This window comes from Dokdonia ponticola, from assembly GCF_042653865.1.
Classification (GTDB): domain Bacteria; phylum Bacteroidota; class Bacteroidia; order Flavobacteriales; family Flavobacteriaceae; genus Dokdonia; species Dokdonia ponticola.
Map to the genome: position 1 here is coordinate 97,513 of NZ_JBHSFV010000011.1, position 14,625 is coordinate 112,137.

The window sequence follows — 14,625 nt, forward strand, 5'->3', positions numbered from 1 at the left end:
GCAACAAAACACACACACGTTAGGCAACATTAAAACTCAACATTGGGAATAACAAAAGAACAAATAAAAAAAGCTCTTCTAAATTCAGGATATCTTCTTGAGGATAGAGTGAATCAAGTTTTGAATGGAAGTAATTGGTCAACTACCCCCAATGCAAGGTTTAAAGATTTAAAAACTGAAATAGAAAGAGAAATTGATGTGGTTGGTTATAAATATCTTGATTATGATTACCCAAAAATGGACACTATAAGTTCAACTCTACTAATAGAATGTATGAATAATAAAGAGCCAATAGTCTTTTTTGAAAATTTAGCACCTTTACCAAGTAGAATTGCGGCTCTGAATTTCAGCGTTCTTAATAAAGCCTTTTGGAATATTTTATCTTGGACGCAAAGTGAATTGGAATCTAAAAAAGAATTTATCTATTCCTCTCAATATTGCAGTTTTAGTAGAGTTCAAAAATTAATTAAGGAATTTAACGATGGTTGGATTGCATTACACCCTGATATAAAACACGATAGTATTAACTCATTATTTCAATACATTCAGTTTCAAAGAATAGAACTTAAAGACAGAAAGAATACTAATGATTTTATTAGTGGTTTTTATTATAGACCATTAATAATACTACAAGGAGAGTTATTATCTGTGAAACAAAATAAAGAATTAGAAATTAAAAATCAGAATCATATAAAATTTCAAGTTGCTTTAACAGATAATAATGGTAGGTATTTTGACATTGACGTAATTACCGAAAAATATCTACCTGAATATTTAAACCTAATTGGAAAAGAAGATAATGCAATTGCTAAAATGGTTGAAAAACATAGAGAGAAATTAATTGAATAAATAACATTTCCCAACACCAGCAACCGTCACACACCTCCATAATTCTAGCAAAAACAAAGTATCATACCCTCTCAACCAAAGCTTTTCTCCCAAGAATTTAATACGACTACATCGGTAGACATGGAATAATAAAATCCCGTATATTGAGCTCTAGATCGTATGTTATGATAACCAACGAGTGTTTATGACCCTTCTTGAAAACCCAGTGTATGTCTTACTCATGCTCCTTTCCATGGTGATGCTGGCTGTATATGCTGCCAAAACCAACTTAGGTAAAAAATTAGGCGTTGCCTTGCTAGCGATTCTTTTTACCGCCGTAATTGCCAACTTAAACCTGATTCCATCGGCATCGAACTCGATTCCTTTGTATGATGGGATTTTCACCTACCTTGCTCCTATTTCGATTTTTTATTTATTGCTTGGCGTCAATCTATCATCTATCAAAAGAGCGGGAGCGCCTATGATTATTTTGTTTTTGATAGGCTCGTTAGCGACCACTTTAGGCATTTTGATCTCATGGTATGTCGTTTCGCCACAAGAAGTATTAGGAGAAGATGCCAACATCATCGCTGGGATGCTCACAGGGACGTATACCGGTGGCAGTATTAATTTTAATGCGGTTGCTTTGGAGTATGATTTTCAAAAACGAGGCGTTTTATATGCTGGGACAATTGCGATTGATAATGTAGTGACTACTTTATGGATTATCGTAACGCTTGCAATTCCTTCGCTATTACGCTCCCTCTGGAAAGATAAAAAAATACACACCCCCGAAAAGACCACCAAGACTCAGGAACGTGAAGGGATAAACACACATAGCTTGATGTGGCTCGTATTTCTAGGACTTGCTGCTTATTTTGTTTCTGACCTATTGGCAACTTATGTACCCCAAATCCCTTCGATGATTACGATTTCTACGCTAGGGATTCTCCTTGCTCAAATCCCATTTGTTGCTCAATTGAAAGGAAGTCAGACGCTGGGACTCTATTTAGTGTATATTTTCCTAGCGGTTATTGGTGCGTATTGCGAACTCAATGCTGTGGTGGAATTAAAAGCCATCGGACTTACGCTACTTGGTTTTACGACTTTTGCGGTCATACTTCACGGTGTGTTTACCATTCTTTTTGGCGGACTGATCTACAGAGATTGGGATATGATTTCGATTGTAAGTCAAGCCAATATTGGTGGAGGCACCACTGCTATTGCGCTCGCCGAAACGTTTAAACGTAAAGAACTGTTATTACCTGCTATTCTCGTGGGGTCGTTAGGGAATGCGCTGGGTACGTATTTAGGGTTTATGGTGGTGTATGTGTTGTAAAGGGTGGTTTTGAGGAATCTGCTTTCGCGAAAGCGTATACAACAAGCATAAAAGCCGTACAATAGTTGATGTGTCTTAACAGACGTTATAAAAATACCCAAAACCTTTCAACATCCCCCCTCTTTATAGTCATACCTTTCAAGCACAAAACCTTCTAATAAACTGTTTATTCTTCTAAGGTGACCTAGAAAAAATGTATATTAGTTTTATACTAATATTGGCTAAAATTAAAAGTAGTGAACCCAAAAAGAAGAATATTATTTGCTCAGAAAATTTGTAAATGTTTCCCCCCTATCATTTCTCAAAAAATACGGGATTTTATTTTTCCAATTGAGCTAGCGAGGGAATATAAAATAGATTTCAAAAAAAAATCTATTACAGGTTCTTATTTAAATAGTAATACCCTTGATTTTCATGGATATAGATTTTACATCCATGGTTTTTTTGATTGGAGAAACGTAATAATCTCAAATTCAATAGCTAAACACGCCATAGGTGATATTATTGAAATTGGTGCAAACATGGGAACTGAAACGGTTTCTTTTTGTGATATTGTTACTAATGATGCAAAAGTTCACGCATTTGAACCTTTACCTAAAAATTTAAAACATCTCCGAGAATTATCTAAAACTCAAAAATCTCTTAATGTTTTTGAATATGCTATATCCGAAAAGAAAGGTGAAGCCTCTTTTTTAGTTCCTACTGAAACATCCTCAGGCACTGGAAAAATAATAAACAATCAAGAGGGTTCTGATTTTATTCGGGTTAAAACGGCTAAACTTGATGATTTTCTAGATGCGTTTAACAATGTGAATTTTATTTCTATAGATACTGAAGGTCATGAACCTTTTGTCCTGCGTGGAGCCAAGAATACCCTAAAAAAATACAGTCCCGTTGTAGTAATAGAAGTCAGTCCAAAACTTTTATTGAAATATGCGGATTCAAAACCAAAAGATATAAGCCAATTCTTTGAGGATCTAGGTTATAACATATTCAAAATAAATAAATTTTCAATTTCCAAAATAACTAAAGATGACTTATTAGTAAATAAATCATCTAACTGGCTTTGTATCCCCATGAAGAAGAAAAAATTAGAATTACAAATTAAACGAGACTTGATTATTCGAACATTTATTCCATGGTATTTATTAAAAACGCTACCTAACAGCAGTAACCGTCGCAAAAGTTCTTAATTCTAGTAAAAGCACGTATTCAAAGCCTCTATTCTGAGGCTTTTTTTATTACATCTTATGGGAATGTCTAATTTCAAAAACAAGTATAAAAGCAAAAGAATAGATTTTCTAGCTTGTAAAATTTGGATCAACTTAGCGTCATTGAATCCCACCTTCCTACAAACACCTATCATTGAGTATCTAAAAAGTATTGACCCGAACAGCACCGATCTGTTCCGTGCGGAGTTGGACATTTATACCTATCAAGATTTCTTTTCAATTCATATACACTGATTTTACTAAAAAGACTAAGAAACGTTATTTAATGCTTTCCCTATAGGGGTACTACCTTCTAAAATTTCAAAAGTAGTGTGATGTGGTGCATCGTCGTGTAGGGATCTTACTAGGGTTTGGGCTACGTCATCTCTACTAATAGAGCCGTTACGATGTAGTTTTTCTTGAAGATCGATAGCGCCAGTTCCTTTGTCATCAGTTAAACTCCCTGGTCTGACAATAGCATACGTAAGGCCGCTTGTTTTTAAATATTCATCAGCATTATGTTTCGCTTTAAGATACTCTTGCAAATCGTCTGCTTTTTCAGGATGGTCTGCTCCCATAGAACTCAACATGACAAATTTTGAAATGCCATCTACTTTAGAAGCATCTATGAGTCTTTTGGCTCCTTCTTGATCGACTCCAACTACATTTTTCCCTCCAGAACCTGCGGCAAAAATAACCTTATCAATACCTTTGGTTGCGTGAGAAACTTCTTTTTCTAAATCCCCTAAAATGGTTTGAACTCCCATATTCTCAAACTGTTTTATTTGGTCTTCTTTCCGAACCATCGCTACGGGGTTGAAGTACTGAGAATTTTTAAGTAAATGAATTATTTTTTTCCCTGTTGTGCCATTTGCACCTGCTACCAATATATTTTCCATGTATGTGTTTTTTTTATAGGTAATTATACTTCAATTCATTGTGGTTGATAAACAATCATTCTTGTCATACGTACCCCTTTTTGAAGTCGTTCTAAACGATTAACAAGAGCCACAATAGAATATAACTAAAAAAGAACGAAACCACAACAAAGGATAAGAAATACCTATGCTTAAATTTACAAGAACCCAAAACTAATTTTTATATCACTAATAATAAACTAACTAAAAATGTTTCATATACTTGTCATGATACTCACAAGTCATACGAAGGGAGTCTTACTAACAATTAAAAAATGAGCGGACATTACTTCTTTTTTGGAATATTAATGATTTTTCTAATTTCAATGCCAATCTTCTTAATTTGGGATTGGAACAAAAATCGACAAGCCTCGTTAAAAGAGTTATTTAAAAACTATTGGAAAAAGAATAGAGTTTATGTAGGTGTTTTTCTAGGCGTACTAATTTCAGATTTTTTTATTCCTTTAAATACGAATCACGGATTTGATTTTAATACTGAACGTGAAAAGCTTGGAATCCCTAAATTAAAAACTGATTGGGAAAAAGACGAAACCCAATCCAAAAAATATACAACTTATTGGTGGAAACCTGAACCGAGAAATGGGCATTTCAAAAAGGTTATTGAATATGGAGTCTTAGACGTTAAAACCGAAACAGATTATTATCAAAACGAAAATCAAAAAGGAATTTTCGCATGGTCTAAATTTGACTTCGAAAAAGGAACTTTCGAGTATTTTGTTGAGATACCAAATGATAAAAATACAACGTTTACCAAATCTGGTAAATTGAAAATAGAAAAACCAACAATGATAAAGAAAGTAGACAAAACGGAGTTTGAAAAATATATAACGGAATAAAAGAACACACAAAACACCCCGCATAATTCATTACTAGTTAAAAACTACGTAACTAAATCCTTGCAAATCTTCTATTCGATTTGTATTTGATAAATCAGATATCAAAACACCAAACGAAATCATACATAAAACTTACACTACCTAAAAACAAAATTTCTAGGTAAAAAATAAAATGATCCTAAGTTTTTAAATTCCTCGATCCACAGGAATTGATTATTTTAGCTTTAATGAATCCCACCTTCCTTCAGACACCTATTGACTACCTAAAAGGCGTTGGCCCGAACAGAGCCGATCTGTTGCGTGCGGAGTTGGGGATTCATACCTATCAAGACCTCATCCACCTCTTTCCAAATCGATATATCGACCGGACGCGGTATTATACCATTTCTGAATTAGAACGAAATAACGCCGATGTACAAGTCATCGGGAAAGTGACCAGTCTCAAAATGATTGAGGGAAAAGGGAGACGTCTCGTGGCTACTTTTAAAGATGATAGCGGTTCTATGGAGTTGGTTTGGTTTCGAGGTCAAAAGTGGATTCGGGAAAGTATTAAGCTCAATACGGTCTATGTGATTTTTGGAAAAACCAATTATTTTAATGGCAGCTTTTCCATGCCACATCCTGAAATGGAACTTCTCGCTGATCACGAAAAAAGTTTGCGAAGTGCCATGCAACCCGTGTATCCAAGTACCGAAAAATTGAGCAATAAAGGCATCACCAATAAGGTGGTTAATACGCTTATGCAAACGCTCTTTTTGGAAGCCAAAAGTCATCTACATGAAACCCTCTCAAAACCCATTATGGAAAGCCTCAAATTGATGCCAAAAAGGGAGGCATTATTGAACATCCATTTTCCACAATCACAAGCCGATTTAGCACGGGCACAATACCGATTAAAATTTGAAGAATTTTTCTATATTCAATTGCAATTAGCCTTCAAAAATCGAATGCATAAAACTAAAATAAAAGGCTATCCTTTTAAAAATATTGGTGAACATTTTAACACCTTTTACAACGAGCATTTGCCGTTCGAATTAACGGGTGCACAGAAAAGAGTGCTCAAGGAAATTCGCGCTGATTTAGGATCTAATGCGCAAATGAATCGGTTGTTACAGGGAGATGTGGGTTCTGGAAAGACCATTGTGGCGCTCTTGTCAATGTTAATAGCCCTTGACAACGGTTTTCAAGCCTGTCTCATGGCGCCGACTGAAATTTTGTCAGTTCAACACTATCATGGGTTAGTTGAATTATGTAAACCATTAAATACCAGCATTTCATTACTTACAGGTTCAACTAAAGCTTCAGATAGACGAATTATTCACGAACAACTCGAAAATGGCGAATTAAAGATTCTTATTGGCACACATGCCTTACTTGAAGATAAGGTGAAATTTAAAAATTTAGGGCTTGCCATTATTGATGAGCAACATCGTTTTGGGGTCAAACAGCGAAGCAAGTTATGGCACAAAAATGAGTACCCACCACACGTGTTGGTGATGACCGCTACCCCTATTCCGCGTACTCTTGCGATGACTGTTTATGGAGACCTCGATGTGTCCGTAATTGACGAGCTCCCACCAGGTCGAAAATCGATAAAAACGGTGCACAGATATGATGCCAATCGGCTGAAGGTTTTTGCCTTTATTCGGGATGAAATTAAGAAGGGCAGACAGGTCTATATTGTGTACCCATTAATCCAAGAATCGGAGGCGATGGACTACAAAGATTTGATGGATGGCTACGAGAGTATTTCGCGAGAATTTCCCCTCCCTGACTATCAGATTTCCATCGTCCATGGGAAGATGAAAACGGCCGATAAGGACTACGAAATGCAACGCTTTATTAAAGGCGAAACGCAGATCATGGTCGCCACGACCGTGATCGAAGTCGGCGTCAATGTCCCCAATGCTTCCGTGATGATTATTGAAAGTGCGGAGCGTTTTGGGTTGAGTCAGCTGCATCAATTACGAGGACGTGTCGGTCGTGGTGCCGAGCAAAGTTATTGTATCCTGATGACCAGTTTTAAACTTTCTAGCGACTCCAAAACCCGTTTGGAAACGATGACCCGTACCAACGATGGTTTTGAGATTGCAGAAGTCGATTTGAAGCTCAGAGGCCCCGGAGATATCACCGGCACCCAACAAAGTGGCGCCTTGCATCTCAAAATAGGCGACATCATTCGAGATAATGATATTCTAAAAATAGCTCGGAGTTACGCATGGGGCGTGGTGAAGGATGATCCCGCTTTCGCGAAAGCGGAAAACCAAATCATCCGATTTATGTATGCCCAAATGGTGAAGTTTAAGAATATCTGGAGTTTTATAAGTTAAGTTACAATTTGATAACATAACTGAAAGCAACCTTTTTTATATTTTTGAATTTTCATTATAAATGATCCTTATGAAAAAGTTACATCGTTTCTCTTTGTCTATTTTAGTTTGTTTTTTAGTACTTATAGGTTGCGCTTCTGATGATGATTCAAATTCCGAAATCGTTACGTTAACATTCACTCATTATATGACTACAATCGCTGTTTCAAATACGACTCCTCCACTACTTCCTCTTTCTACAAAGAGTGGGGAGTTTTCCTCTTTTTATCGGTTTGTAGAAGGGTTTGATTATGAATTGGGATTTGATTACGAATTACGTGTGCTTGAGACACCTGTAGACCCTCCAGTTCAAGATGCTCCTAATACACGTTATGAACTTCTAGAGGTTGTCAGTAAAACGCCAGGGTCTACCACAGAAACCTTTGAAGTATGGCTAGGATATAACGCTTCATTTGGATCAGAAATATTTGTTACTGGCGATGCTGTGACTGGATTTAAAGTTCTAGATAGTATTCCTATTGATTGCTCCACGATGTGCGATGAACTCAGCATAGAAGATCTCGAAGAAAATTCATCTTTAATTGGAATTTTCACTAGAAATAGTGAAAATGTGTATGTTCTCGTTTCTACGTATATGCTTTAGGTAAGATAATACTAACTACTCCAACACCACAAGATTCCATGGAAAATGCTCGACTTCGAGGTTGATTTGGAGGTCTCCATCTACAGAAAACTTAGCGACCCCTCCTACTTCATTGCCAACCGCATCTAGGTATCGATAACCAATTAACCAAGCGTCTTGGCTAGCCACATAGTTAAAGGTCGTTCGCTGAAGGTCAACCCATCCATTTTCACTAGCAAGTGCACTCAATGCAGGAGTAATCTCTACAAAAGTGGTTTCTTGAGAAGCAATATCGTACATGGCTGGAAAATCAGGCACCACCGCGGGCTCGGATTGCATAAATGTAAAATAGAGTTTTCCATCGACAATTTGCTCTGACCCATCCAAAAACCGATTAAAAGACGAAGGGCCTGTTTCTAACTGTGTAAAGGTCGTGGCATCATACCGAATGTAGGTATTATCACTTAAGAAGGTATAAAAATCATTAGCATCCCCAAAAACAAGGCCGAAGATATGCACACCTGCAAGCACGTCTAAATTAAGTACCTCTACAGCATCTGTATTCACCACCACAAGCGTCGCTTGTTGTCCGCCACTCACAGCCGTCTGATTTTCGTAAAAAGCCAACCGCCCATTGCGATAGGCAGGAATGCTGTTTTGGGATAGTGAGCCTATTTGGATATCAGACACCACACCAGAATTCAAGCTAATCACACGAAGTCGTAGATTGTCTAGTGCATTGGAATCATTATAGCCTGAAAATACTTCTTGCTCCGAATTAATGGTCCAACTCCGAAACTCCGTATCCGATTCTTCAAAAAAGTTCATTCCTGAAGAAAGGCTTCCGGTGCGTACATTTTTTAACCATACCATATTCCCTGAATACAAACCTGCAACATCTCCTGCAATTTCCACACGTTGTATACTCGGACTAATCGCCTCTAATGCAGCAATATCTAAAAAACTACCCATCTGATCAAACGCGGTAAATTGATACTGAAGCAGCTCCGTATCACTTGAAAAGTTAAAGAATGAAAAATCGGGGAAGTCGGTGGCTGTATCAACCATCACAGGATCATCATCTGTGTCTGAGCAACTACATAGCAAAACAGTGCACAACACAAGGGTATACAAGAAATACCTCATTGCTTTTTTTTTAGAAAGATACTTAAAATGTCGTTGAATTCTAAGGTTTGAATCAAAAAAAGAGGCTATCTAAAAAGAAGTTAAGCATGTCAAACTGAGTCTATCGAAGTTTTAATCTATTGATTACCAGTACTCCTTCAACAGGCTCAGGATGACAATTTGCCCACTAAGTTACTTTTTAGAAAGCCTCTTTAGCTAAATATCTGTTGGAGCGAAGTCGAAACTTACTTGTTGAGAACACAGAACTAATAGTTCTCGACTGCGCTCGAACGGACATCACTACTTTTTACAGAACTTTTCAAAACAGACGTCCATCTAATTAATATCCTCTCCTTTTTTAAGTTTTTCAATATTTGCTTGTACGTTTGCTTTTGAGGCTGGATTAGGTGCGTTTTTCAAGGCTTTCTCTAGATATTTAATCGCTTTTTTATAATCGCCTTTTGCTGAGTATAGTCGGCCTAAACCGTATTGTGTAGGCCATGCATTGTTGTTTTCCTTAGCATTGATTTTAAAGACTTCTTCTGCCTTTTTAAGATTTCCTCCAGCCAATAACTGCCTTCCATATCCATGTAATTCTATGGCAGTGGCTTGATCAAATACGCTTTCCATCTCTGCAATAGCCTCATTGGGTTTTCCCATTTGTTTTAAAATAGCCGATTTGATCTGGGCATTGGCAAATGTCTTTTGACTAAAAAACCAGCCCTCTTGCGCATTATTGATCCACTCCAATGCTTTTTCCATATTGCCGATACTAAAGGCATATTGCGCAGCATTTTCCCATGCTTGACGATTGAATCCTTTTCCGTCTCTTAGCGTATTACTGATATCATTCATCACAATAGAAGGTACATCAAACCCTATTTTAAAAGGAATTTCTTTTTTCTCCCATTGTAATGCGACTGTTGCCGATGTGGCATCTACTGCTGTGAACTGATAGGTAAGTAATTCTGTATGCGCTATTTCTTTAGTGGTCACTTTCACCCGTAAGGCATCTTCATTTTCGTCATAAAAATAACTTCCCCAAGACGTCGAATTCTCTGAAAAGATAATAGTCGCCGTATTGTCTTCTGCAAGAGCGATATGCAATCCATAGGTACCGGCTTTGATGGCTTTTCCTTCGACGGTTGCATTGTGAGTGAAGGTGATCACCGTATTTTCATCAGCTCCGGCACGCCATGGTGCTGCGGTGGATGTTCCAAAACCAAGGTTTTGAAATCCATAATGTGCTAATGGTGTTCCCCAAATTTTACGCCCGCGTACGCTAGGTCTGGAATAGGTAATGGTGATATCAGAAATTCCTACCGTTTGACTTACGGTTGCTTTTTGACTAGTGGCTGGGGTTTTGATTTGTGCGTTACTATCTGTACTAAACACAAAAAAGCAGATGATTGCACACGCAATCCATGGTTGTAAATGTTTCATTTGTAAGGTTGTTTTGTTTCTTAAATATACAAGACACTATCGTCTCGTACTGTTAGCTTCCTGTTAAAACCTACTCATCGAGTAAACTTTTAACAAACTGATCAAAATCTGTTTTAAAATCGACGAATTCCTGCCCTGTAGCGGCACCATTAAAGCCCGTATGAATCCGCCTTACTTCTCCTTTCTTATCTATAAAAATAGAGGTAGGATAGGAGATAATATGATTGAGCATCGGTAATTTCTCCTGCGCCAACTTTTTATCATCACTGCCATATTGTGCCAATAAAATAGGATATGAGATACGCAATCGATCTTGTAAGCGCTGTATGCTTGCAAATGCTTTTTCTTGCGTGGGTGCATATTCAAAAGCGAGCCCTATGATCTCAAAATCGGGATTTGGGTTTTGTTTTACATACTCCGCATAAAACTTAGATTCTTCCAGACAATTCGGGCACCATGACCCTAATATCTGCACAAGCACCACTTTATTTTTATAGCGCTCATCATCCAGAGACACCATCGTGCCCTCTGCATCTGTAAATGTAAATGCTAGTCCATTATAGCCTTCTTTGATGTAGGTAAGGCTTGTCGCTTCTGGAAGTTGGTAATTTTCATTTCGCTTAGCGCGAAAAGGTTCTTTCCAGTGATTCCCGCTATAAAATTGACCTTCTAGCGTACTGTCTGTGGCGGTCGCTGTAAATAGGAAAGCATGGGCTCCGTCAAAGGCAGAAAGTTGTAATTGATCCCCATCCATGATACCTTCCAAAAACCGATAATCCCCTGTGGTGGTTCTAAACGTTCCTGTCACCTGACGTCCTTCTTGTTTAAAAATTCCTTTGGCGATATAGGTGTCTTCTGGGCCGTTTTCACTGAACACCGTCTCCCAATTCCCAGTGATATTGGTGGTGGGGGTTTTTCCGCTCCTGCCTGCTGGCGAGGCAGGTTCACGCCCACCTACTCGGTCGGCAGGAAAGCGTACACGGTCTCCATAAATCATTTGAAACGGCACCACCCGATCTAAACTAGGTTTGATAAAATCCCCCGTAATCTGATTGCCATCATCGCTAAATACTCCCTGAAAATACCCTTCAAATACAGGCATTTGAATCCGAATCTCATTGTCGTTGATTTCGATTTCATCAACGGTGATGCGTTCTTCTGCATTTTGAATCACAAGCGTTCCGTTGTCTTTTACTTCAAAAATAAAGGGGAGTTGTTTGGTATCCTGTACGTCTAAGGTAGCCCGCCAAAAACCAGTATGAAGCGTTGAGGGTTTTGTTTCGCACGAAAGTGCACTAAGACATATCAAAAGGAGCAAAAGTTTTTTCATAGTAATACCATTTATTAATTGAATTTACTGTAATAAAACACCCTTTTTTCCTTTCTATTTCACAAGAAAAAAGAAACCGTAGCTTAGGCTATGCTTTAGTTTTCTTTCTTATATAAAGAAAAAAATCATCGTTTTCTTTTCCAGTAAATTCAATTAATAACTGGTATAAGATATCAGCTACTAAAGTCTACATATCACAGTATCCTTACAACAAACACGAATATAAAGCAAAAAAAATCGCTTAAAGACGAATCTTCAAGCGATTTTACAGAGTATCTACTAAATTTATTGTTTTATAAACTTCTTACTTACAACGCGTTGTCCATCATTAATCTGTATGATGTACACGCCTTTACGCAAGCCTGCAACTGATGTTGCTCCGCTGAATGAATCTTGCTTTATCACCTGCCCTAATATAGTATACACGGTATAATGTACAGGTCTAGCGTCCGCCATTTGGATACGTAAGGTGTCGTCTTGTTGCGTGAACTGCGCCTCATAAATAGGAGCTTCAGATCGCAACTGCCCGTCGGTTTTTAAAGTTGGCGTTGCTGCTGCATCTCTATTGGCACTTATAGTCACGTTATAATCCTCTACTTCACCGTATGAGAAGGTCTCACAAGCGGTTGGATCTCCATTCCACTTCATAGATACACGCATTCTGGTGGTTCCTGCTAAGGCACTTGTTGGTACTGTAAAAGTATACGAAAGGTTCCCCGTATTTGACGTCGATCCTGTAACTACTTTTTCTGAGGTATCGAAAGTGCCATTTTGGTTAAAATCAATCCAAACACCCCAGTTTTCTGTGTAGGATTGCCCTGAAAAACCAACGCTCAATACGATGGTGTTGGAACCATATCCTATAACGCCTGTTTGGTTGATAAAGTCGGCATACCCCCCATTGGCTGCTGTCGTATTGGAAATACCACCGACACCCACAAAATCAATGTATTCATAGTTTACGTTATTTCCTTCTGAAGAACAGTAATTTAAAACGACAGCGTCTGTGGTCACTGAAATGGTGTTACTTGCATTTGAAACATTGGCCGCGGCATCTTTAGCACGAACACTAAAACTATAGTTAGTTGCTGAACTTAATCCAGTTACCGTATAACTCGTTGTTGATGGATTTCCAATAACAGTGCTTCCTTGATACACTTCATATTCGGTCACACCCACGTTATCTGTTGCGGCATTCCAAGAGAGCGTCAGTGATGTTTCTCCTACGCTTGAAGCGGAAAGGTTTGCTGGTGCTGTAGGTGCTTGGGTATCGGCTGCGGGAGGGGTACTTCCTTCTACCGTATGGACTCCAAGATCACTAGCCGTATTTGAAGGAAAGCTATCCCATTCTGACGTTGTATAAGTAGTTGTAGGCGACACTACAGTGGCCTTTCTTCGCAACGTTACGTCTTTTGCAAAATTGGCACTACCTCCATTAAATGTTCCGATGATGTCAATCAACGCTCCATTTTTGAATAAACCAACAGCATCATTTCCGTTAAAATTAATAATGGTGTTTGTTGTTGTTGTATTAGCCACTCCTGTAATGGTTCCATTGGCTGAGCTATGCGCTACCACATAAACGTCTGCATCATTTAATGAACCATTCAATGAAAAATCAGCACTCCAACCGCCTGCACCATTGGTTTGTTTTCTTAATGAGTATGCAGATAAATTGACAGCGTCTCCTGTAAAATTGGCGATTTCTAACGCTTTATTAAAAGAAGAACCTTCTATATATTCAGAAAAGAAGAGCTCTGAAGCCGCTGGGTCTCCTGGATCTCCTGGGTTTCCTGTATTGCCGTCAAATCGATCTTCGGCTTGTGCGCCTCCCCAAATTTGAGTAGCGAAGGCTGGATTATCTATAAAAGGATTTCTATTTCCTTGAATCCCTGCTAAAACTTCGTTACGGGTATCTTCAAAAGCATTGACCGGATCTTCTACATTCCATTGCAAGAACAAATCAATCATATTAGCATCACTAGCTACGGCATTTCCAATACCTACATTAGAAGGCAAACACCGATTATCATAGCGGATGTACATATAAAGCATCATTCGTGCGACATCGCCTTTCCACTCATCTCCTGGATAAAAATGACCTTGTGCCGTAACTCCTGCATTCCCAGAACCTGCGGCATACTTCCGATTGCTTCGTTGGCTATTCAACTGTATATCGCTTGGACGAATGTGGTGTGCATCAGCCCCTGGGCCTGTCGTACCTAGGTTTGGGTTTCCTAATGATTTTGGGTAGGCATGTTCTCTGTTCCACTCTCCCGAGCTTCCTCCATTTAAGTTTTTATCTCTTGATCTATCGGTAAGCGTGTTTCCGTCCGTATCATCATATCCATAGATTAATAAGACATTATTCGCATTGGTTGGGTCTAAATCGGCTACTTTTAATGCGTCCCATACACCAGGTGTATAGCTTAAGAACGTCGTGTGGGTGTTTGTGACTTTGGTTGACAATTCGGCCTGTAAAGACGCGCCTTGTAAGGTTAGGTTGACATCATCATAATATGATGGAATTTGACTGTATGCAATAGATGCAATACAACATAAGGCTAAAAACAGTACTGATTTTTTCATAAAATTATGTTTGGGTTTGTATTCTTCTACAAAA

At 38.3% G+C, this 14,625-nt stretch carries 11 protein-coding genes; 6 read left to right on the forward strand and 5 right to left on the reverse strand.

Features of this window, described 5'->3' with window-relative positions:
• The first annotated feature begins 42 nt into the window (after positions 1 to 42).
• The 3 genes from ACFO3O_RS16840 (at position 43) to ACFO3O_RS16850 (ending at position 3,360) form a co-directional block, all read left to right on the forward strand.
• Positions 43 to 849 (forward strand): hypothetical protein, encoded by an 807-nt coding sequence (locus ACFO3O_RS16840; RefSeq protein WP_379980950.1) that lies wholly within the window; start codon positions 43 to 45, stop codon positions 847 to 849.
• Positions 850 to 1,033: 184 nt separating this feature from the next.
• Positions 1,034 to 2,167, forward strand: a complete 1,134-nt coding sequence (locus tag ACFO3O_RS16845) for a DUF819 family protein (protein WP_379980952.1) — start codon at positions 1,034 to 1,036, stop codon at positions 2,165 to 2,167.
• Between the two features lie 236 nt (positions 2,168 to 2,403).
• The gene (locus tag ACFO3O_RS16850; RefSeq protein ID WP_379980954.1) at positions 2,404 to 3,360 is read left to right on the forward strand and encodes an FkbM family methyltransferase; all 957 of its coding nucleotides are present in this window, start codon (positions 2,404 to 2,406) and stop codon (positions 3,358 to 3,360) included.
• Between the two features lie 287 nt (positions 3,361 to 3,647).
• On the opposite strand, the gene ACFO3O_RS16855 is transcribed toward ACFO3O_RS16850, so the two are convergent.
• Positions 3,648 to 4,277, reverse strand: a complete 630-nt coding sequence (locus ACFO3O_RS16855) for an SDR family oxidoreductase (protein WP_379980956.1) — start codon at positions 4,275 to 4,277, stop codon at positions 3,648 to 3,650.
• 293 nt (positions 4,278 to 4,570) lie between these two features.
• Between ACFO3O_RS16855 and ACFO3O_RS16860 the strand changes: the two genes are divergently transcribed.
• The 3 genes from ACFO3O_RS16860 to ACFO3O_RS16870 all read left to right on the forward strand — a co-directional run bounded on the left by ACFO3O_RS16860 (position 4,571) and on the right by ACFO3O_RS16870 (position 8,125).
• Positions 4,571 to 5,152: a hypothetical protein gene (locus ACFO3O_RS16860; RefSeq protein ID WP_379980958.1), complete on the forward strand. Its 582-nt coding sequence runs from the start codon at positions 4,571 to 4,573 to the stop codon at positions 5,150 to 5,152.
• Positions 5,153 to 5,379: 227 nt separating this feature from the next.
• Positions 5,380 to 7,482 carry an ATP-dependent DNA helicase RecG gene (gene recG, locus ACFO3O_RS16865; protein WP_379980960.1) on the forward strand — a complete coding sequence of 701 codons (2,103 nt, stop codon included), beginning with the start codon at positions 5,380 to 5,382 and terminating at the stop codon, positions 7,480 to 7,482.
• Between the two features lie 70 nt (positions 7,483 to 7,552).
• Positions 7,553 to 8,125, forward strand: coding sequence for a DUF4377 domain-containing protein (locus tag ACFO3O_RS16870; RefSeq protein ID WP_379980962.1), 573 nt, complete (start codon positions 7,553 to 7,555; stop codon positions 8,123 to 8,125).
• Positions 8,126 to 8,140: 15 nt separating this feature from the next.
• Here the strand turns inward: ACFO3O_RS16870 and ACFO3O_RS16875 are convergent, their stop codons facing one another.
• The 4 genes from ACFO3O_RS16875 to ACFO3O_RS16890 form a co-directional block, all read right to left on the reverse strand.
• A complete protein-coding gene (locus ACFO3O_RS16875; RefSeq protein ID WP_379980964.1) occupies positions 8,141 to 9,250 on the reverse strand; it encodes a hypothetical protein in 1,110 nt (369 codons plus the stop codon).
• A 315-nt stretch (positions 9,251 to 9,565) separates the two neighbouring features.
• Positions 9,566 to 10,672, reverse strand: a complete 1,107-nt coding sequence (locus tag ACFO3O_RS16880; protein WP_379980966.1) for a DUF2911 domain-containing protein — start codon at positions 10,670 to 10,672, stop codon at positions 9,566 to 9,568.
• A gap of 70 nt (positions 10,673 to 10,742) precedes the next feature.
• Positions 10,743 to 12,002 (reverse strand): TlpA disulfide reductase family protein, encoded by a 1,260-nt coding sequence (locus ACFO3O_RS16885; protein ID WP_379980968.1) that lies wholly within the window; start codon positions 12,000 to 12,002, stop codon positions 10,743 to 10,745.
• 285 nt (positions 12,003 to 12,287) lie between these two features.
• Positions 12,288 to 14,591, reverse strand: coding sequence for an endonuclease (locus ACFO3O_RS16890; protein ID WP_379980970.1), 2,304 nt, complete (start codon positions 14,589 to 14,591; stop codon positions 12,288 to 12,290).
• Between the last annotated feature and the right edge of the window lie 34 nt (positions 14,592 to 14,625).